The sequence below is a fragment of the Pseudomonas sp. NPDC090233 genome (assembly GCF_044772285.1).
Classification (GTDB): Bacteria; Pseudomonadota; Gammaproteobacteria; order Pseudomonadales; family Pseudomonadaceae; genus Aquipseudomonas.
Window position 1 is genome coordinate 388,531 of sequence record NZ_JBIVYQ010000003.1, and the last position, 20,917, is coordinate 409,447.

At 61.9% G+C, this 20,917-nt stretch carries 18 protein-coding genes; 9 read left to right on the top strand and 9 right to left on the bottom strand.

Annotated elements, in window-relative coordinates:
- Positions 1-24: 24 nt before the first annotated feature.
- Positions 25-366, top strand: a complete 342-nt coding sequence (locus ACIQUF_RS09945) for a cupin domain-containing protein (RefSeq protein WP_403131040.1) — start codon at positions 25-27, stop codon at positions 364-366.
- 52 nt (positions 367-418) lie between these two features.
- Positions 419-1,498, top strand: coding sequence for a polyamine ABC transporter substrate-binding protein (locus tag ACIQUF_RS09950; RefSeq protein ID WP_403131042.1), 1,080 nt, complete (start codon positions 419-421; stop codon positions 1,496-1,498).
- Between the two features lie 37 nt (positions 1,499-1,535).
- On the opposite strand, the gene ACIQUF_RS09955 is transcribed toward ACIQUF_RS09950, so the two are convergent.
- From ACIQUF_RS09955 to ACIQUF_RS09965, 3 genes are all read right to left on the bottom strand, one after another.
- Positions 1,536-3,119 (bottom strand): peptide chain release factor 3, encoded by a 1,584-nt coding sequence (locus tag ACIQUF_RS09955; RefSeq protein WP_400797421.1) that lies wholly within the window; start codon positions 3,117-3,119, stop codon positions 1,536-1,538.
- Between the two features lie 111 nt (positions 3,120-3,230).
- A complete protein-coding gene (locus ACIQUF_RS09960; protein ID WP_403131044.1) occupies positions 3,231-3,560 on the bottom strand; it encodes an XRE family transcriptional regulator in 330 nt (109 codons plus the stop codon).
- Positions 3,561-3,563: 3 nt separating this feature from the next.
- Positions 3,564-3,893 (bottom strand): type II toxin-antitoxin system RelE/ParE family toxin, encoded by a 330-nt coding sequence (locus ACIQUF_RS09965; RefSeq protein ID WP_403131396.1) that lies wholly within the window; start codon positions 3,891-3,893, stop codon positions 3,564-3,566.
- 416 nt (positions 3,894-4,309) lie between these two features.
- Between ACIQUF_RS09965 and ACIQUF_RS09970 the strand changes: the two genes are divergently transcribed.
- The 4 genes from ACIQUF_RS09970 to ACIQUF_RS09985 are packed head-to-tail and all read left to right on the top strand — an operon-like array spanning position 4,310 to position 7,752.
- Complete coding sequence (locus ACIQUF_RS09970; RefSeq protein WP_403131046.1) at positions 4,310-5,023, top strand: ABC transporter permease; 714 nt, start codon at positions 4,310-4,312, stop codon at positions 5,021-5,023.
- A 13-nt stretch (positions 5,024-5,036) separates the two neighbouring features.
- A complete protein-coding gene (locus tag ACIQUF_RS09975) occupies positions 5,037-5,948 on the top strand; it encodes a glycine betaine ABC transporter substrate-binding protein (RefSeq protein WP_403131048.1) in 912 nt (303 codons plus the stop codon).
- Complete coding sequence (locus tag ACIQUF_RS09980; RefSeq protein ID WP_400797430.1) at positions 5,945-6,598, top strand: ABC transporter permease; 654 nt, start codon at positions 5,945-5,947, stop codon at positions 6,596-6,598. Before ACIQUF_RS09975 ends, ACIQUF_RS09980 begins: the two co-directional genes overlap by 4 nt.
- Entirely contained in the window at positions 6,595-7,752 is a 1,158-nt protein-coding gene (locus ACIQUF_RS09985) for a betaine/proline/choline family ABC transporter ATP-binding protein (protein WP_403131049.1), read from the top strand. Before ACIQUF_RS09980 ends, ACIQUF_RS09985 begins: the two co-directional genes overlap by 4 nt.
- 95 nt (positions 7,753-7,847) lie before the next feature.
- On the opposite strand, the gene ACIQUF_RS09990 is transcribed toward ACIQUF_RS09985, so the two are convergent.
- The 3 genes from ACIQUF_RS09990 to ACIQUF_RS10000 all read right to left on the bottom strand — a co-directional run bounded on the left by ACIQUF_RS09990 (position 7,848) and on the right by ACIQUF_RS10000 (position 11,854).
- A complete protein-coding gene (locus tag ACIQUF_RS09990) occupies positions 7,848-10,277 on the bottom strand; it encodes a TonB-dependent siderophore receptor (RefSeq protein WP_403131050.1) in 2,430 nt (809 codons plus the stop codon).
- A gap of 108 nt (positions 10,278-10,385) precedes the next feature.
- Positions 10,386-11,348 (bottom strand): FecR family protein, encoded by a 963-nt coding sequence (locus ACIQUF_RS09995; protein ID WP_403131052.1) that lies wholly within the window; start codon positions 11,346-11,348, stop codon positions 10,386-10,388.
- Positions 11,349-11,365: 17 nt separating this feature from the next.
- A complete protein-coding gene (locus tag ACIQUF_RS10000; protein WP_403131053.1) occupies positions 11,366-11,854 on the bottom strand; it encodes an RNA polymerase sigma factor in 489 nt (162 codons plus the stop codon).
- Between the two features lie 506 nt (positions 11,855-12,360).
- Here ACIQUF_RS10000 and ACIQUF_RS10005 point away from each other — a divergent pair.
- Positions 12,361-13,524 (top strand): type III PLP-dependent enzyme, encoded by a 1,164-nt coding sequence (locus tag ACIQUF_RS10005; RefSeq protein ID WP_400797444.1) that lies wholly within the window; start codon positions 12,361-12,363, stop codon positions 13,522-13,524.
- 101 nt (positions 13,525-13,625) lie between these two features.
- Here ACIQUF_RS10005 and ACIQUF_RS10010 read toward each other — a convergent pair whose 3' ends face one another.
- The 3 genes from ACIQUF_RS10010 to ACIQUF_RS10020 form a co-directional block, all read right to left on the bottom strand.
- A complete protein-coding gene (locus tag ACIQUF_RS10010; RefSeq protein WP_403131055.1) occupies positions 13,626-14,153 on the bottom strand; it encodes a hypothetical protein in 528 nt (175 codons plus the stop codon).
- 108 nt (positions 14,154-14,261) lie between these two features.
- Positions 14,262-15,014 carry a tetratricopeptide repeat protein gene (locus tag ACIQUF_RS10015; RefSeq protein WP_403131056.1) on the bottom strand — a complete coding sequence of 251 codons (753 nt, stop codon included), beginning with the start codon at positions 15,012-15,014 and terminating at the stop codon, positions 14,262-14,264.
- A 3-nt stretch (positions 15,015-15,017) separates the two neighbouring features.
- A complete protein-coding gene (locus ACIQUF_RS10020; protein ID WP_403131057.1) occupies positions 15,018-15,698 on the bottom strand; it encodes a Fe2+-dependent dioxygenase in 681 nt (226 codons plus the stop codon).
- 221 nt (positions 15,699-15,919) lie between these two features.
- Between ACIQUF_RS10020 and ACIQUF_RS10025 the strand changes: the two genes are divergently transcribed.
- Both ACIQUF_RS10025 and ACIQUF_RS10030 read left to right on the top strand, forming a co-directional pair.
- Complete coding sequence (locus tag ACIQUF_RS10025) at positions 15,920-18,208, top strand: TonB-dependent receptor (protein ID WP_403131059.1); 2,289 nt, start codon at positions 15,920-15,922, stop codon at positions 18,206-18,208.
- A gap of 102 nt (positions 18,209-18,310) precedes the next feature.
- Positions 18,311-20,866 (top strand): PepSY domain-containing protein, encoded by a 2,556-nt coding sequence (locus tag ACIQUF_RS10030; protein ID WP_403131061.1) that lies wholly within the window; start codon positions 18,311-18,313, stop codon positions 20,864-20,866.
- Positions 20,867-20,917: the final 51 nt, after the last annotated feature.

Genomic DNA, 20,917 nt, shown 5'->3' on the forward strand with positions numbered 1-20,917 from the left:
TCACCTACCGAGGACCTACTGCTCATGAGCATCACCCAGTTCAAACACACCGACATCGCCGAGCTGGAAAGCGCCAGCCCGGTCGCCGTACCGCTCGGCGACCCCGTTTCGGTGGCTTCGGTCACCTGTGTGGAGCGCAGCGATGGCGTCGAAACCGGCATCTGGGAATGCACGCCTGGGCGCTGGCGGCGACAGATCGTGCAACAGGAGTTCTGCCATTTCATCAAGGGGCGTTGCACCTTCACCCCGGACGGTGGCGAGACCCTCTTCATAGAAGCCGGAGACGCACTGATGCTACCGGCCAACAGCACCGGCATCTGGGATATCCAGGAGACCGTGCGCAAGACCTACGTACTGATTTTCTGATCCGCTGATCGCCTGCCTTCGATAACAACAGACAAAGCAAGGTAAACCCGACATGCGCACCCTCCTTCTCGCACCCCTGATGCTGGCCGCCAGCGTGGCCAGCGCCGCCGACACGGTGAAGATCTACAACTGGTCCAGCTACGTCGCTCCCGACACCCTGAAGAACTTCCAGCAGGCCACCGGCATCGTGCCGACCTACGACGTGTACGACAGCAACGAAACCCTCGACGGCAAGCTGATGACCGGCAATTCCGGCTACGACGTGGTGTTTCCCTCCAACCACTTCATGGCCCGGCAGATACAGGGCAAGGCGCTGAAACGCCTGGACAAGTCGCAGCTGCCCAACTGGCACAACCTCAACCCGGTGCTGCTCAAGGCGCTGGAAGTGAACGACCCGGACAACCAGTACGGTTTCCCGTACCTGTGGGGCAGCACGGGCATCGGCTACAACATCGACAAGGTCAAGGCGGTGCTTGGCGAGAACGCACCCGTGGACTCCTGGGACCTGATCTTCAAGCCCGAGTACATGAGCAAGCTGAAAAGCTGCGGCGTCGCGGTGCTCGACAACGGCCCAGAGCTGCTCCCGATTGCCCTCCATTACCTGGGCTTGCCGCACCACAGCCAAAACCCTGCTGACTACGAGAAGGCCAAGGATTTGTTGATGAAGGTGCGGCCATACATCAGCTACTTCCATTCATCCAAGTACACCGGCGACCTGGCCAATGGCGATATCTGTGTGGTGGTAGGCTTCTCGGGTGATGTGCTGCAGGCGAAGAACCGTGCCGATGAAGCGAAGAATGGGGTGAAGGTGGGGTATTCGATCCCCAAGGAAGGCGCGCCGATGTGGTTCGACATGGTCGCCATGCCGGCCGATGCGCCGGATGAGAAGGCGGGCTATGCGTACATGAACTATCTGCTGCAGCCAGACGTGATGGCCAACATCAGCAACCATGTGCAGTACGCCAACGGCAACTTCAAGGCTGACGCCCTGGTGGACCCGGCGATGAAGGGCAATACGATGATCTACCCCAGTGACGAGGTGATGGGCAAGCTGTATGCGCTGGAGGCGATGCCGGCCAAGATCGACCGCATCAGGACGCGGATCTGGACCAGTATCAAGGCAGGGAACTGATGCAAAAAGGGGCCGCTATGCGGCCCCCTTTCAGCGATCAGTGATGTTCGCGAGTAGCGCGGAACTTGATGTCCGGCCAGCGCTCTTCCATCAGCGACAGGTTGACCCGGGTTGGAGCCAGGTAGGTCAGGTGACCGCCACCGTCGATAGCCAGGTTTTCCATGGCCTTGACCTGGAAGTCTTCCAGCTTCTTCTTGTCGTCGCAGCTGATCCAGCGCGCCGACCAGACGGTGATCGGCTCGTAGGCGCACTCGACCTTGTACTCTTCCTTCAGGCGGCTGGCGACCACGTCGAACTGCAGCACACCGACCGCACCGAGGATGATGTCGTTGCTGCGCTCGGGGAAGAACACCTGGGTCGCACCCTCTTCGGCCAACTGCTGCAGGCCCTGGCGCAGCTGCTTGGACTTGAGCGGGTCTTTCAGGCGCACGCGACGGAACAGCTCAGGGGCGAAGTGCGGAATACCGGTGAAGCCCAGCGCTTCGCCTTCGGTGAAGGTGTCGCCGATCTGGATGGTGCCGTGGTTGTGCAGGCCGATGATGTCGCCGGCATAGGCTTCTTCCAGCTGCTCGCGCTCGGACGAGAAGAAGGTCAGCGCGTCACCGATGCGCAGGTCCTTGCCGGTGCGCACGTGGCGCATCTTCATGCCCTTCTCGTACTTGCCCGAGCAGATGCGCATGAAGGCGATACGGTCGCGGTGTTTCGGGTCCATGTTCGCCTGGATCTTGAACACGAAGCCCGAAAATTTCTCTTCCACCGGCTCCACGGTACGCTCGTGAGCGACACGGGCCAGCGGGCGCGGCGCCCAGTCGACGACCGCGTCGAGCACATGGTCGACACCGAAGTTGCCCAGTGCGGTACCGAAGAACACTGGCGTCAGTTGGCCATTGATGAACTCGTCCTGATCGAATTCATGGCAGGCGCCCTGTACCAGTTCGAGCTGTTCGAGGAAGCGATCGTATTCGTCACCCAGGTGTGCGCGGGCCTCATCGGAATCGAGCTTTTCGATGATCTTGGCTTCCGTACGCTCATGGCCGTGGCCCGGGGTGTAGACGATGATGTAGTCGCCGGCCAGGTGGTACACGCCCTTGAAGTCGCGGTAGCAACCGATCGGCCAGGTGATCGGCGCGGCCTTGATTTTCAGTACCGCCTCGATCTCGTCGAGCAATTCGATCGGGTCGCGGATGTCACGGTCAAGTTTGTTGATGAAGCTGACGATGGGCGTGTCGCGCAGGCGGCAAACGTCCATCAGGGCGATGGTCCGTGGCTCTACACCTTTACCGCCGTCCAGCACCATCAGCGCGGAGTCCACCGCGGTCAGGGTGCGGTAGGTGTCTTCCGAGAAGTCTTCGTGACCGGGGGTATCGAGCAGGTTGATCATGTGCTCGCGGTACGGGAACTGCATCACCGAGGTGGTGATGGAGATGCCGCGCTGCTTCTCCATTTCCATCCAGTCGGAGGTGGCGTGGCGGTCGGACTTGCGCGACTTCACGGTACCGGCGACGGCAATGGCCTTGCCCATCAGCAGGAGCTTCTCGGTGATGGTGGTCTTACCGGCGTCGGGGTGGGAAATAATTGCGAAAGTGCGGCGCTTCGCGACTTCGGCGGCCTGGTTGGTCATGGGAAATCGCCTGACTGGGGATCGAAAAGGGGCAGTATCATACCTGAACTCGCACACAAGGCCAAAAGCGCATTGACTGAACGTGATGGCATCTGGTCGCCCCGTGAAGAATCAGGCGCGTGAAACCGGATCCTCTGTAAACCCCTCAATAGAGATCGGAGCGCGACCCGGCAGATGCACAACCAACTCCAGCCTGCCGCCCATGGCTTCCAAGTATGTTCGCAGGGTCGAGATCAACATATCACTGCGATTTTCAACCTTCGAAACGTTGCCCTGGCGGATGTCGAGACGCTCCGCCATGCCCTCCTGGGTTATATCAAGCTGCTTGCGAAGCGCTTGAAGCGTCATCTCTTCGCGAATCAGTTCGCGACCGCGCTCTTCCACCCGTGCCCTGCGCTCAGGTGAAAGTTCGCCCATTACCTCATCAAGTGTCTTGTACATTTTTCAACCTCTGGACAGATGCCGATCAAAGCGCTCATCGGCACGTTCGATCAGGCTCCGGTAAAACCTGCGTTCACTAGTGCCGGCTTTGTCGCCCGCGACAAGCAGAAGCGCACAGCGTGTCCTATCAAAAGCGAAGGCGACTCGCCAAACACCACCAGCAGCACTGAATCGCAACTCTTTCATGTTCGAATGCCTTGAGCCTTTCAAGGTATCCACACGAGGCCGTCCTAGCTCGGGTCCTCGACGCTCCAACAGACGAAGCTGAGACAGCAATTCGTCCTGCACTTCTTCGGCCAAGTGCTCGAACTCGTTCACGAACTCTAAGCACATCCCTATAGACCACACGGCAAAAATACCTCCGAAGGAATATTCACTCAAGCGAATATTGAGAATTTTTCTAGGGAAGATTGCCGCTGGTGCAAATGGCTCGACAGCAGGTAATCCAACGCCTTTAAGTAGGAATTACGCCGTTTTCTTGCAGATAAAATCGATGTCGCCAGTGATTAACACTGGCCAAATGCCGCCTCAGATGGGAACCTTTACGCCCTCGGAGACGTCCACTCCCCTGCAACCCGCTTCGGTTGGGGACTGGTTTCATCAGCTTTTTCGGGCCCGACGGGGTTCGGCTCATGGCCTGATCGCAGCCCTCGGTTGCTTCACGCTGCTACTCGCGAACACACCCACCGCCGCCAACCTTGGCCGGCATAAAAAGAAGTGTGCTCGCCGACAACACAAGGAGTCCGCCTGTGGCTACACGCTACGGTAAAGGGCTGTTGGGATGCGCCACCGTGCTCGTCATCCTGGCCCTGCTGATCCACTGGATCGGCATCGACACGATCGCGCGTTACCGCGACGATCTTTGGTTCTACCTGCAAGCGCACCTGGTATTGGTGCTGGCTTCGATGGCGGCGGCGTTGGCCGTGGGCATCCCCGCTGGCATTGCCTTGAGTCGACCGCACCGGGTCGACAAAGCCGAGCGCTTCATGCAGTTCTTCAACGTTGGCAACACCATCCCCCCTCTGGCCGTTCTGGCCATCGCCCTGAGTATCCTGGGCATCGGCGCCGGGCCCGCGATCTTCGCGCTGTTCCTCGCCTCCCTCCTGCCGATCGTGCGCAATACCTACGAAGGCCTGAAAAACGTCCCCGCCTCGCTCAAGGAAGCCGCCACCGGCATCGGCATGACCCCGCGCCAGCAGCTCTGGCAGGTCGAGCTGCCCAATGCCGTGCCGATCATCGTCGGCGGTGTGCGTGTGGCCCTGGCGCTGAACGTGGGCACCGCGCCGCTGGCGTTTCTGATTGGTGCCAACAGCCTGGGCAGCCTGATCTTCCCCGGCATCGCCCTGAACAACCAGCCACAGCTGCTGCTCGGCGCGGCCTGTACCGCCTTGCTTGCACTGGTCCTGGATGCGGCGGTGAGTTTCTCCAGCAAGCGCTGGCTGGAACGTGGCCTGGCCCAATAAACAGAGGGAACGTATGAAGAAGAGAATCGCCTTGCTGCTGGGCGCGGCCCTGCTGTTCGCAGGATTTGCCCAGGCAGCGGATAAACCGCTGGTACGCATCGGCGCGCGGGTGTTCACCGAACAGACCGTGCTCGCCGAAATCACTGCTCAATACCTGCGCGCCAACGGCTTCGATGTGCGCGTCACCACCGGCCTTGGCAGCAGCATCGCCCGCCAGGCCCAGGAAACCGGCCAGCTTGACCTGATGTGGGAATACACCGGCGTGTCGCTGGTTTCCTATAACCACATCGATGAGCGCATGCCCAGCGCCGAGGCCACCTACGCCAAGGTCAAGGAACTGGACGCGAAGAAGGACCTGATCTGGCTGACCCCGTCGAAGTTCAGCAACACCTACGCCCTGGGCCTGCCCAAGCAGGTGGCCGAAGCCTACCCGCAGATCAACACCATCAGCGACCTCAACCAGGTGCTGCGTGACGAGCGTAAACGCAATCATCTGGTAGCGCTGGACACCGAATTCGCCAACCGCCCGGACGGCCTGGTCGGCCTCAAAGAGATGTATGACCTGCAAGTCGGCCGCGCCAACATCCGCCAGATGGACGCCGGCCTGGTCTACACCGCGATGCACAACAACCAGGTGTTCGCTGGCCTGGTGTACACCACCGATGGCCGCTTGAGCGCGTTCAACCTCAAGCTGCTGGAAGACGACAAGCACTACTTCCCCGACTACACCGCCGCCCCGGTGGTGCGCAAACAAGTGCTCGACGCCAACCCGCAACTGGTCGGTCTGCTCAAGCCACTGGCCGAGCAGCTCGATGACGAGACCATGCGCCAGCTCAACGCCAAGGTCGACGTCGAACACCAGAACCCGACAGCGGTGGCCGCCGCGTTCCTGCGTGAGCACCCCCTCAAGGAGGTACAGCCATGAGCCTGCTCGACACGTTCGCCCACCTCGACTGGGCCCAGGTGCTGCAACTGACCTGGCAGCACATCATGCTGGTCGGCATCGCCGTCAGCCTGGCGATTCTCGTCGGCGTGCCGCTGGGCATCCTGATGACCCGCTTCCCCGCCGTCGCCGGCCCAGTGCAGGCCAGCGCCACGGTGCTGCTGACCATCCCGTCGATCGCCCTGTTCGGCCTGCTGCTGCCGTTCTACTCCAAGTTCGGCCAGGGCCTGGGGCCGCTGCCGGCGATTACCGCCGTGTTCCTGTATTCGCTGCTGCCAATTCTGCGCAACACCTACCTGGCCCTGACCAACGTCGAGCCCGGTATTCGTGAAGCCGCACGCGGCATCGGCATGACTTTCGGCCAGCGCCTGCGCATGGTCGAGTTGCCCATCGCGGTACCGGTGATCCTCGCTGGCGTGCGCACCGCCGTGGTGATGAACATCGGCGTGATGACCATCGCCGCGACCATCGGTGCCGGCGGCCTTGGCGTGCTCATCCTCACTTCCATCAGCCGCAGCGACATGTCGATGCTGCTGGTCGGCGCCGTACTGGTCAGCCTGCTGGCGATCATCGCCGACCTGCTCCTGCAAACCCTGCAACGTGCCCTGACTCCAGAAGGACTGCGCTCATGATCGAACTCAAGAACCTCAGCAAGACCTTCAACGTCAACGGCAAGGACGTCAAAGCCGTCGACTCGGTCAGCCTGACCGTCAACGAAGGCGAAATCTGCGTATTCCTCGGCCCTTCGGGCTGCGGCAAAAGCACCACGCTGAAAATGATCAACCGCCTGATCACGCCGACCTCCGGCCAGGTGTTCATCAATGGCGAAGACACCAGCGGGCTGGATGAAGTGACCCTGCGCCGCCAGATCGGCTATGTGATCCAGCAGATCGGTCTGTTCCCCAACATGACCATCGAAGAGAACATCACCGTGGTCCCGCGCCTGCTCGGCTGGGACAAGCAGCGCTGCCACGAGCGCGCCCGCGAGTTGATGAGCATGATCAAGCTCGAACCCAAACAGTACCTGCAGCGCTACCCGCGCGAGCTGTCCGGTGGCCAGCAGCAGCGCATCGGCGTGATCCGCGCGCTGGCGGCCGAGGCCCCGGTACTGTTGATGGACGAACCGTTCGGCGCGGTCGACCCGATCAACCGCGAGATGATCCAGAACGAATTCTTCGAGATGCAGCGGGCGCTGAACAAGACCGTGATCATGGTCAGCCACGACATCGACGAAGCCATCAAGCTGGGCGACAAGATCGCCATCTTCCGTGCCGGCAAGCTGCTGCAACTGGACCACCCGGACACCCTGCTGGCGCACCCGGTGGATGATTTCGTCAGTAACTTCGTCGGCCAGGACAGCACGCTCAAACGCCTGCTGCTGGTGCGCGCCGAAGATGCGGCGGACAACGCGCCGTCGGTGAGCCCGGAAACGCCGGTGAGCGATGCGCTGGAGCTGCTGGATGAACACGACCGCCGCTATGTGGTGGTGACCGATGGGCAGAACAAGGCACTGGGCTATGTGCGCCGGCGTGACATGCATCGCCAGCAAGGGACATGTGGTGACTTCCTGCGCCAGTTCAATGCCACCGCCTCGCACGATGAGCATTTGCGCATCCTGCTGTCGCGGATGTACGAGTTCAACCGGGCGTGGTTGCCGGTGCTGGATGCCGAGCAGGTGTTCCTGGGTGAAGTGACGCAGGAGTCGATTGCGGCTTACCTGAGCTCGGGGCGTTCGCGGGGGGCGAAGACCAGCATAGTGTCGCCGGCCGAGGCAGTGGCTTCCTGAGACATTGGTTGGCCTCTTCGCGGCTGAAGCCGCTCCCACAGGGCTTGCACCGTACCTGTAGGAGCGGATTCATCCGCGATAAAGGCGACGCGGTATCAGAACCCTACACTGGCCTGCACATAGAAGGTCCGCGGTTCACCCACATACAACCCGGCATTGTTATCGCTCGACCGAGTGAAATACTGCTTGTCGAACAGGTTCTTCACCCCCGCCGCCAGCTTCAGGTTGGACACCTGCGGCCCAAAGTCATACCCGCCACGCGCATGCCAGGTCACGTAGCCCGGAATGTCGCCGTACTGCCCATCGGCACTCGGCTCGGTGATGTAGTCGCCATTGAAGCTGCCATTGGCATTGATCCCGGTACCCGGCGCGCGTTGCTTGGATTGGGCGAAAGCGTCCAGGTTCCAGGTCCAGCGGTTGACCGCATAGCGCAGGCCGGCCGTGGCCACCTGGCGCGAATAGAACGGCAGGTCGCGGCCCTTGAAGCCGGGAATCTCCCCTTCATACGTGGCGCGGGTGTAGGTGTAGCCACCATTGACCGACAGGCCTTCCAGGCGCGGGTCAAGCCCTGCAAGGTCATAGCGCACCGACGCTTCGATCCCCTGGTGCTTGGTGGCGCCCAGGTTGGTCCAGCCAACATCGTTGCTGATGTACTGCAGTTCGTCATCGAAGTCGATGTAGAACGCGGTCAGCTCGCCGGCAAAACCGCCATTGTCATAGCGGGTACCGATCTCGTAGGTCTTGGCCTTTTCCGGCTCCAGGCCATTGGCCGTGCTGTTGCCGGTGCCGCCCTGGCCCAGCTGGAAGTACTGCAGGCTGCCGAACGAGGTTTCGTAGTTGGCGAACACTTTCCAGGCATCGGAGATGTGGTACATCACGCTCAGCGCCGGCAATGGCTCGTTGCTGGTGATGCTGCGCTTCTTCTCCGCCACCGGGCGGTTGTTGGCGTCCAGCACCGGGCGGTCGCGCCAGTCGGTGTTGATGTGCTCGAAACGGATGCCCGGGGTGATGGTCCAGTTGCCGACATCGATCTTGTCGTCGATGTAGTAGGCGCTGGCCTCGGTGCCGCCGCTGCGGTCCTGGAACACGTGGCCGTCGGAGGTCGGGGTCACGGTCGGCACGTTGTCGATCAGCGCCAGGCGGGTCGACTGTTCGCGCATGGCTTCTTTCAGGTAGCGGTAGCCGACGCTGACTTCCTGGGTGGTGGGGCCGGCGAAGAAGATTCGTGACACGCGCGGCTCGATGGCAAAGGTGTGGTAGTTGCGCGGGTACGACGACAGGGTCTTCATGTCCCGAGCCGCGATGGCGCTGCCACGGAAGCTGTCGGTGTAGTAGGTCAGCACTTCGAACTGGGTGGCGTCGTCGAGTTGGCGCTGCCATTTGAACGACACATCTTTGCGTCGGCCGGCGAAGTAGTCGTAGTCACGCAGCGACTGGTACGGGTTGCTGTCGTACTGCGCCTGGGTCAGGCCGCCGGGCATGTCGGCGCGGCCATCGTAGTAGTGGAAGTTGAGCCAGAACTCGTCGACATCGGTGGGCGCCCAGTGGGTCTTGAGGATGACGTCGTCGATGTCGTTACCATTGTTGCTCTCGCGGTAACCGTTGCCGTTCACCCCGGTGTACAGCAAGGCCACACCCATGCCGTTATCAGCGGTGCCGCCGACGAAGGCCGACTCGGTGTGCTTCCAACCGCCGTGCTGCGAGGTTTCCAGGGTGGTGGAAAGCTCCGCCGAGGCTTTTTCCGGAATCGCCCGGGTCACGAAGTTGATCACCCCGCCGACGTTCTGCGGGCCATAGCGCACGGAACCGGCACCGCGAACTACATCGATGCTGTCGAGGTTGCCCGAGGAGATCGGCGCCATCGACAGTTGCGGCTGACCGTAGGGGGCGAACGCCGCCGGGATGCCATCGATCAGCACGGTCGAGCGCGGCGACAGGCGCGAAGTCAGGCCGCGCACGCCGACGTTGAGCGACAGGTCGCTGCCACCGGTGCCGTTGGAGTCCTGCACCTGCACCCCGGGGATGCCACGCAGCACATCGCGCACGTTCATCGCGCCCTCTTCGATCATGGCTTCACGACGCACCACGGTGCGCGCGCCGGGGTGATTCTGCACCACCGCCTGGTTGGCATCGCCCAGCCAGTCACCGACCACCTTGATGTCGGTGGGCGCCAGCTCCAGGCTACCGCTGCCCAGATCCAGGGTGGTCGGCAGCGGCTTTACCACCACGGTGTCCTGGGACATCTCGAAGGTCAGGCCACTGCCCTTCAACAACTGCTGCAGCGCCTGCACTGGCGCCAGCTTGCCGGACACCGCCGGGGCTTGTTTGCCGGCCACCAGCTCCGGGCTGTAGAACAGCTGCAGGTTGGTCTGCTGGCCCAGCTGGCTGAGCGCCGAAGCCAAGGGTTGCGCTTGGATCTGGATTGCGGCGCCCGCCTGTTCGGCATGGCTGTTGACGGCCACGGCACTGACCGCAAGGGCAAGCGCGAGGGCGCGGAAGCGTGGCAGAGGTTTTTTGTTGTTCACGTCGTCAAGACATCCTGAAGTTCGGGATAAACGCCAACCGCATGCAAATGGAAATGCTTGGCAGTTGCAGCTGGCGAGGAAGACGAACGAGCTGAAAAAAACCTGAATCTATTTCGCGATTATTTCGCGAGAGCCGTCTTCGTGGGTTTTGATGGCCACCGGCAGGATGCTCGGCAAGGCACGTAGCAGAGCATCGGTGTCGTCGGTGCTGAAGGTGCTGGACAGGCGCATCTGCGCCACCTTGCCGGGAGCAACGCGCAACGGCTGGGCACGGTAACGCGAGGCCTCGGCCACCACCTCGGCCAGGGTGGCGTTGTCGAACACCAGCTTGCCCTGGCGCCATGCAGTCAGCGCCGCGGCATTCACCGCGTAGGGCGGCGCCACTTTACCTTGTGCATCTATGGAAGCGCCCAGGCCGGCTGTCAGTTGCGCCAGCGAGGCATCCTTGCCCTGCACGCGGACCGAGCCCTGCTCCACCGCCACACGGGTGGCGGTCGGGTCCAGGCGCACATCGAAGCGCGTGCCGGTGACGGTCACGCTGCCCTGGGCGGTATCGACCACGAAGGGTCGGCTGCTGTCGTGGGCGACGATGAACATCGCTTCGCCGGCGCTTAGCTGAATGTGCCGACGCCCCGCGCTGAAATCGACTTGCAGTTGCGTGCCGCCGTTGAGCTCCAGCTGCGAACCGTCCGGCAACTCGACCTGGCGACGCTCGCCAAAGGCGGTCTGCAAGTGATCCTGATGATTCAACCGCTGATGCTGCCAGCCACTCCAGCCCAGCCCCAGGGCGACCACAGCGATGCCCGCCGCCAATGCCTGGCGCACGAAGCGCCGCCGTGGCAACTGCTGCACGGGATCTGGCTGGCACAGCGATTCGAGGCGCTGGCGTGGGATGAAGTCGGCTGCGCGCCACAGCCTTTCGAAGTGCTCGTACTCTTCGCGGTGTCGCGGGTCGGCCTCCTGCCAGGCGCGCAACTGCGCCAGAAGCCCGGCATCGCGCGGCGCATCCTGCACGCGGGCGAACCATTCGGCCGCCTGCTCGCGGACGCTATCGCTGCCGTGCTGTTTCATGGGTAAGGTCTCCTGACTCATCGTGCCGACACATCCAGGTGCTCACGCAGATGTCGGAGCGTGCGGATCATATACTTTTCGACCGTGTTCTTGGTCAAACCCATGCGCTCGGCAATCTCGGCCTGGGTCAGGCCTTCGAGCTTCTGCCAGATGAACACCCGCCGGCAGTTGAGTGGCAACTCGGCCAGCGCCCGCTCGACGCTGTCGGCCAATTCCAGGGCGTGCACGTAGGCTTCCGGGTCGCCGCTGCTGCTGATGTTTTCATCGAACGCCTCCAGCTCCAGTGCCTGGCGCCGGTCTTCGCGGCGAAAGCCGTCCACGGCAATGTTGCGGGCAGTCTGGTGCAGGTAGGCGCGTGGCTGCTCGACCTGCTCGCGCGGGTTTTCCAGCACCCGCACGAACGCATCGTGGGTGAGGTCCTCGGCCTGCTGACGACTGCGCAGCTTGCGCGTCCAGGTGCCGATCAGCTCATGGTAATGGTCGAGAAAGCCTTTGGGTCCAGACACGGTCGGGGTCGTCAGGGAGGCAAGGAAGGGTGCGAATAGTAATGTTTCTCATCAAAATCGGCAATTCCGCCAGTCGGTAACAAAAAATTTATGGGTCTTTTCCTGTACGTGGGTACCAGGAAAATGTGGCCATAAATATGAACACCTGCGGCCTTTTTGCGGGCAAGCCCAATCTCACCTGAACGGTGTGATCCCTGTAGGAGCGGGCCTGCCCGCGATGGGGCCAAAGCGGTCTATTCCACAATATTTAACGCTTCAAACATCCCAGGGAACATCTTCCGGTCACACGAGTCGGTTATTCAAATGGCTGGTCGTCGATCCACGCCGATCACGCCCGGATTGCCTGTTGATTCTGCATTCTTCACGCCCTAAAGTGCGCGCCGAACGTCCATGCTGGAAACGATCCATCCGGCTCAAGTACTGAGTAGGCGAACCAAAGTGGGGATACGGAGGACGTTCAGTTTGCAGCCACTTATCTTTTCAGTTTGCCCATGGAGTCCCTGAGCATGTCGATCCAGGTCGAAGATTATTTCGCGCGTGACACCTTCCAGAAAATGAAGGCGTTTGCCGACAAGCAGGAAACCCCGTTCGTACTCATCGATACCCAGATGATCAGCCAGGCCTACGATGACCTGCGCGCCGGTTTCGAATTCGCCAAGGTCTACTACGCGGTCAAGGCCAACCCGGCGGTCGAGATCATCGACCTGCTGAAAGAGAAAGGTTCGAGCTTCGACATCGCCTCGATCTACGAGCTGGACAAGGTGATGGACCGTGGCGTCAGCGCCGATCGCATCAGCTACGGCAACACCATCAAGAAGTCCAAGGACATCCGCTACTTCTATGAGAAGGGCGTGCGCCTGTATGCCACCGACTCCGAAGCCGACCTGCGCAACATCGCCAAGGCCGCGCCGGGCTCCAAGGTTTACGTGCGTATCCTCACCGAAGGCTCCACCACGGCCGACTGGCCGCTGTCGCGCAAATTCGGCTGCCAGACCGACATGGCCATGGACCTGCTGATCCTCGCCCGCGACCTGGGCCTGGTGCCATACGGCATCTCCTTCCACGTGGGTTCGCAGCAGCGCGACATCAGCGTGTGGGACGCCGCCATCGCCAAGGTCAAGGTGATCTTCGAGCGCCTGAAGGAAGAAGACGGCATCGAGCTGAAGCTGATCAACATGGGCGGCGGCTTCCCGGCCAACTACATCACCCGTACCAACAGCCTGGAAACCTACGCCGAAGAGATCATCCGCTTTCTCAAGGAAGACTTCGGTGACAACCTGCCGGAAATCATCCTGGAACCTGGCCGCTCGCTGATCGCCAACGCCGGTATCCTGGTCAGCGAAGTGGTGCTGGTGGCACGCAAGTCGCGCACCGCCGTCGAGCGCTGGATCTACACCGACGTGGGCAAGTTCTCCGGCCTGATCGAAACCATGGACGAAGCCATCAAGTTCCCGATCTGGACCGAGAAGAAAGGCGAAGCCGAAGAAGTGGTGATCGCCGGCCCAACCTGCGACAGCGCCGACATCATGTACGAAAACTACAAGTACGGCCTGCCACTGAACCTGGCCATCGGTGACCGCCTGTACTGGCTGTCGACCGGTGCTTACACCACCAGCTACAGCGCGGTGGAATTCAACGGCTTCCCACCGCTGAAGGCTTACTACCTGTAAGTACAAGGCAGGTTCAAAAGCGCCCCGCAGGATGCAATGCGGGGCGCTTTCAAAACAGGTTCAAAGACTGCCACGCGTTGGGACAGCCTTGATAACCGCGTTTATTGTTCACCACTGACCGGTGGATCAAGCCACTCCAGAATGAATGTATCGGGTTCTACGAAGTCGTCATGCAACAAGCGAAGTTGCTTGCCGGGCTTGTACTGCTGTCTTTTCTTCTGCTTTTGCTGCGCCTCATCCCAATAAGAGATACTCGCATCGTCATAGGCTTCAACAAATCGATTATCCAGGGCTTGCAACTTCACCTGGTACGACGAGTTAACGTCTGACGTAGAACGTGTGCGAATGATGCGATAGGCAGGAACGGGTGGCGGGATTAGCTCCGAAGATTCTTGCAAAGCGTCTGAGTCGCCCACGATTATCTGCTTGCCGGATGGGCTATGAATCTCGTACACGATGTCGTCAGCGCTGCTGAGGTGCTTGCCCGGCAAGAGCGAGAAGGTCTGTCCGGGGGCGCCTTCCTCACCTACCTGCACCCATCCATCACTATTAATTAAAACAGCGTGCTTGCGCTTGTCTCGCAACAGAGACAAACGGACCTGAGGCTGAACTTTGATCACGTCTTTCATTAAGAGCTCCTCGTTCGAGCGACGACCCCGTTGGCCGACAACTCGAAAGTACGGAGCGCAACAGACGCTTTGAAGCAACAACGATATCCCCGCTAGTTACGATTACCACTACGGGCGTGTGCGCTGTTCGATCTCAGCCGCGTAAGCACGCGCATGGTTTTCCAACTGCGGTCCAGCCTTTGCCAAGGTCGCGAGCGCATTGCGAAGGAAGTTCAAATTCCCTTCTATTCGCGCACGCTCAAGCCATAACTCGGCCTCCCCCTGTTGGCCACGCTCGATCAGTGCCGTCGCCAGACTGAACATTCCACGAAAGTCTCCCGCCTCGGCCGAGCGCCGATACCAGCGCACCGCTCGCACCGGGTTGGCCACGGTGGCGATGCCCTGCTCCAGGTAACGCCCGTAGAGGTTCATCGATTTGGCATGGCCCATCTGCGCGGCCTTTTCGTAACACGTCAATGCCTGGGCCTGATTGGCCGGCACCCCACGCCCGGTAGCCAGCAGGTTGCCCAGATTGTAAAGGCCCCAATCCAGGCCAGCGTCGGCCGCCTTCGCATAGTGAATGGCGGCCTGGCTCAAGCCCACCTCACCACCCCAGCCATGTTCCAGGCAACGTCCGAGCATGTTGTGGGCCATGGCACTACCGCCCTGCGCGGCGATGCCGAACCAGCTTCGCGCAACGGCGGCATCCTGCTCGATACCACGTCCATCGAGCAAGATCTGCCCGAGCAACAACTGCGCCTCGATCACGCCCTGCCCGGCTGCCGCCAGAATCGCCTGAGCCGCCTTGCCGGGGCTGTCCTCGAGCATGGCCTGCAGGCCTGCGACATCCACCACTTCCTCACGACGCAATTGATAGGACACGGATCAGACCTCAGCCCAACGGCGCAACAGGTTGTGGTAGGTGCCGGTCAGTTGCAGCAACGAGGGGTGCTCGGGCACATCGGCGGTGAGTTGCTGGATGGCGTTGTCCATCTCGAACAGCAACGCCCGCTGGCTGTCTTCGCGCACCAGGCTCTGGGTCCAGAAGAACGCCGCATAGCGCACACCTCGGGTCACCGGGTTGACCTTGTGCAAGCTGGTGCCGGGGTACAGCACCAGGTCGCCGGCGGCCAGCTTGATCTGTTGTACCCCATAGGTGTCCTGGATCACCAGCTCGCCGCCGTCGTAGCTGTCAGGGTCGCTGAGAAACAGGGTCGAGGAAAGATCGGTGCGCACCCGCTCCGGGCTGCCCTTGGGCTGACGCAGGGCGTTGTCGATGTGGAAGCCGAAGTTGCCACCTTCGCGGTAGCAGTTGATCAGCGGCGGGAACACCTTGTGCGGCAGCGCCGCCGACATGAAACGCGGGGTTTTCCACAAGCGATCAATCAGCGCAGCGCCGATTTCCTTGGCCAGCGCATGACCTTCCGGGAGTTGCAGGTTGTGCTTGGCCTTGGCCGACTGGTAACCGGCCGTGACCTTACCGTCGGCCCAGTCGGCCTGCTCCAGGGCTTCGCGGATGCGGGCAAGCTCTTCGCTGTCGAACAAGCCGGGAATGTGAAGCAGCATGGCGGCGGCACCGTCAAGAAATGTAAAGGCGCCAATGATATTGATTCCCTTTCGCGCGATACAAGCCCTTTCGGCGCCTTAGACGTTTCAGCCTGCCGTAACCGTAAAGAGAATTTGTAAAGATTGTAAATTCCTCGCGAATGGTAACGAGTCTCAATTGTTAGTTACAATCGCTTACACTATGATCCGCCGCCTTCACACCTTGGGGAAGGCCAATAAAAATGCGTCACGTACCATCTGCAGTGAGTTCACCACGCCTGATCGTCACCGCCATCGGCGTCGCCCTCAGCGCTTCGAGCGCTTATGCCGCCGATCCAGCCGCCAACAACGCCGTCACCCTCGACGCGACCAGTGTCAATGGCAAGGCTGAACAGGCCAGCACCGATTACAAGGTCGAAAAGGCCTCCTCGCAGAAGTACACCGCACCGTTGGTGGACACCCCGCGCTCGGTCACCGTCATTCCGCAGCAAGTGATCAAGGACACCAATGCCCTGAGCCTGCAGGACGCCCTGCGCACCGTACCTGGCATCACCTTCGGTGCTGGCGAAGGCGGCAACCCGCAAGGCGACCGCCCGTTCATCCGTGGTTTCGACGCTCAGGGTGACACCTACCTGGACGGCGTGCGCGACACCGGCGCACAGACCCGCGAAATCTTCGCCATCGAATCGGTTGAAGTGGCCAAGGGCCCGAACTCGGCCATCGGTGGCCGCGGCGCCGCTGGCGGCACCATCAACCTGGTGAGCAAGCGTGCGCACCTGGGCAACTCGCTGGATGGCGCCTGGACCTGGGGCAGCGACCAGACCCAGCGCTACACCTTCGATGGCAACTACCAGTTCAGCGACTCCGTAGCCGGCCGCCTGAACCTGATGACCCACGAAAGCAACGTCGCCGGCCGTGACAAGGTCAACTACGACCGTTGGGGTATCGCTCCGTCCCTGGCCTTCGGCCTGGGCACGCCGACCCGCGTCAACCTTGACTACTACCACTTGGAAAGCGACGACCTGCCGGATTCGGGCATCCCGTACACCATCCCGACCGGTGGCAGCGGCGCACGCACCTCGGCACACCCGAGCAAGCCCAACGACGGCGGCGACAGCGACAACTTCTATGGCCTGACCGGCCGCGACTTCCGCAAGAGCCGCGTCGACATCGCCACCTTCGCCATCGAGCACGACCTGACCGACTCGCTGACCGTCAAGAACACCCTGCGTCACGGCAACAGCATGCAGGACTACATCCTCACCCAGCCTGACGACAGCAAGGGCAACGTCAACAACGGCAGCGTCTGGCGCCGCGCCAACACTCGCGTTGGCAACACCGCCACCACCACCAACCAGACCGACCTGTTCGGTGAGTTCTATGTGGGTGGCCTGAAGAACAGCTTCTCCACCGGTATCGAGCTGAGCCGTGAAGAGAGCGATCGCTCCTCTTACACCGTCAACACCGACACCGTGCCTGGCGGCGCCGCGAACACCAACTGCACCCCGAGCATGATCGGCGCCAGCAGCGGCTACAACTGCACCTCGCTGAGCAACCCGAACCCGGACGATCCGTGGAACGGCAGCATCGCCCGCAACTACGCCGGCACCACCACCAACAGCAAGACCCGCGCACTCTACGTGTTCGACACCCTGGAGCTGACTCCGGATTGGCTGCTCAACATGGGCCTGCGCTACGACCACTTCGACACGGACTACAAGACCTACAACGCAGCGGGTACCACCACTGCCAAGGGCAAGGACGTCAGCGAATTCGTCACCGGCCAGCTGGGCCTGGTGTGGAAGCCGGCCGAGAACGGCAGCATCTATGTGTCCTATGCCACCTCGGCCACGCCACCCGGCGCGATGCTCGGCGAAGGCATGGAAGGCAACCCACTGGGCGGCTCGACCGACCGCAACGGCAACCTGCTGAGCAGCGACATGGAGCCGGAAGAAACCACCAACTACGAAATCGGCACCAAGTGGGACCTGCTCGACCAGCGCCTGTCCCTGGCCGCCGCGCTGTTCCGCACCGAAAAGGAAAACGCCCGCGTACAGGTGGACACCACCACCTACGAAAACGTCGGCGAAACCCGCGTGCAGGGCATCGAGCTGTCGGCCAGCGGCAAGCTGACCGACAAGTGGCAGGTGTTCGCCGGCTATACCTACATGCAGGCCCGCCAGATCGACGGCGGCCCGCTGGGCAAGGCCAACGACGGCAACCAGCTGCCGAACACGCCGAACAACAGCGCAAGCCTGTGGACCACTTATGCGATCACGCCGAAGCTGACCATCGGTGGCGGCGCGTTCTACGTGGATGACGTCTACGGCAGCGTGGCCAACACCACCATGGTCGACAGCTACGTCCGCTACGACGCAATGGCCGCCTACAAGCTGACCAAGAACGTCGACCTGCAGCTGAACGTGCAGAACCTCACCAACGAGGTCTACTACGACAAAGCGTTCTCCACCCACTTCGCCAATCAGGCGGCGGGCCGGACCGCACTGCTGACCACCAGCGTCCACTTCTAAAGCAGCAACCCCAAGCCCCGTTCATTCCAGTGAGCGGGGCTTTTGCGTATCAAGGCATAATGCACGCCGCGCAGGCTGCGGCAGCAACACAAGGTGATCGACGTGGTGAAGAAGACGCTGTTTCAATTGCACTGGTTCTTTGGCATCACCGCTGGCCTGGTGCTGGCCTTGATGGGCATCACCGGAGCGCTGTACTCGTTCCAGGAAGAACTGCTGCGCGCGTTCAACGCCGATGTGCTGAAGGTTGAAGTACGCGCTGAAGGCGTGCTGCCGCCGGCCGAGCTGGTGCGCAAGGTCGAGGCCGAGCAAGGCGACAAGGTGTCGATGCTCTGGGTCGATGTGCGTGAAGGCAATGCCGCGCGGGTCTTCTTCACCCCGCCACCGGGCGAGCGCCGTGGCGAACTGCGCTACGCCGACCCTTATACGGGTGAGCTCAAGGGTGAAGTCGCCGGGCAAGGCTTCTTCCAACTGATGCTCACCCTGCACCGCTTCCTGGCAATGGGCGACACGGGCCGCCAGATCACCGGCGCCTGCACCCTGATGCTGGTGTTCTTCTGCCTCTCCGGCCTGTATCTGCGTTGGCCGCGCAAGGCGTTGAACTGGCGCACCTGGTTGACCTTCGATTGGGCCAAGAAAGGCCGCGCCTTCAATTGGGACCTGCATGCGGTGGCCGGCACCTGGTGCCTGCTGTTCTACCTCCTGTTCGCGCTGACCGGGTTGTTCTGGTCCTACGAGTGGTACCGCAAAGGCCTGAACAAACTGCTGGCCGACGCCCCCGCCGCCGGCCAGCAGCAAAAACGTGGCGAAGGCCGTGGTCGCCACGGGCCGCAGAAAGTCGACAAGAATGCCCCGCCGCTGGTGGTCGACTACGACGCCATCTGGGCCAACCTCAAGGACGCTGCAGGCCCGGGCCTGGCCATGTACAACCTGCGCCTGCCGCCTGCGGGCGGCCAGCCGGCCAACCTGTTCTACCTGCTCGACGACGCGGCGCACCCGCGCGCCTTCAACACCCTGGTGCTGGACCCAGCCACCGGCCAGGTAAAAAGCCACGATCGCTATACCGACAAGTCCTTCAAGGCTCAGCTGCTGCAAAGCGTCTACGCCTTGCACGTGGGTGAATACTTCGGACTGCCGGGGCGCATCATCGTCACCATCGCCAGCCTGACCATGCCGCTGTTCTTCGTCACCGGCTGGCTGCTGTACCTCGACCGCCGCCGCAAGAAACGCCAGGTCCGCGCCGCCCGTGGCAACGTCGCCAGCGCCAATGCAAGCGGCGACAACTGGCTGATAGGCTTCGCCAGCCAAAGCGGTTTCGCCGAGCAACTGGCCTGGCAGAGCGCCTGCCAACTGCAGGCCGCCGGCCTGCCGGTGCAAGTGCGTGCGCTGGCGGAGCTGGGCGAAGACGACCTGCGCCAGGCTCGCCGCGCGCTGTTCGTGGTCAGCACCTTCGGCGACGGCGAAGCGCCCGACAGCGCCCGTGGTTTCGAGCGCAAGGTACTGGGCCAGCCCTGGGCCTTGAACGGTTTGAGCTACGCCGTACTGGCCCTCGGTGACCGCCAGTACCCGCACTTCTGCGGCTTTGCCCGACGCCTGCAGGCCTGGCTCGGCGAGCGCGGTGCCAGCAGCGCGTTCAGCCCGGTGGAAGTGGATAACGCCGACCAGGCCGCCTTGCAGCAATGGCATCAGGAACTGGCCCAGCTGACGGGCGCCCAGCCTGTCGCTGCCTGGCAACCGCCGAGTTTTGGCAACTGGAGCCTGGTCAGCCGCACGCTGCTCAACCCAGGTAGCCAAGGCCAGCCTGTGTACCTGCTCGGCCTGCGTCCCGAGGCCCCTGCCAGCTGGGAGGCCGGAGATCTTGTGGAGATACTGCCGCTCAATGGCCAGCCGCGTGTGCAGGCATTCCTTAGCGGTATGGCGCTGGATGCCAACGCGAAGGTGCAGCTCGATGGCCTGAGCGAAACCCTCGGCCAGGCCCTGGCAGGCCGCCAGCTTCCCACACGCCGCGATCACCTGATCGGTTTGCAGCCACAGGCGCTGATCGATGCGCTGGTACCGATCGGCAGCCGCGAATACTCCATCGCTTCGATTGCCAGCGATGGTGTGCTGGAACTGATCGTACGCCAGGAGCGCCACGCCGACGGCAACCTTGGCCTGGGCTCTGGCTGGCTGACCGAATACCTGCCGGTGGATGGCACCCTGAGCCTGCGCTTACGGCGTAACAGTGGCTTCCATCTGCCTGAAAGCGCTGCGCCGATGATCCTGATCGGCAACGGTACCGGCCTGGCGGGCCTTCGCAGTCTTCTAAGGGCGCGGATCAATGCCGGCGAACAGCGCAACTGGCTGCTGTTTGGTGAGCGTAACCGGGCGCATGACCTGCTTTGCGGTGATGAATTGCAAAGGTGGCTGGACAACGGCGACCTTGCGCGGCTGGACCTGGCGTTTTCGCGCGATCAGGCCGAGAAGGTGTATGTGCAGGATGTGTTGCTGCAGCAGGCCGATGAGTTCAAGCGCTGGGTGACCGAGGGGGCTTGTGTGTATGTCTGCGGCAGCCTGCAAGGCATGGCTGCCGGCGTTGATGCGGCGCTCAAGGGCATGTTGGGTGAAGCCGTGGTCGAGCAACTGATTGAAGATGGGCGCTATCGGCGGGATGTGTACTAGTCAGTGCAGGCCCTTTCGCGGGGCAAGCCCGCTCCCACAGGAATCTGCGGT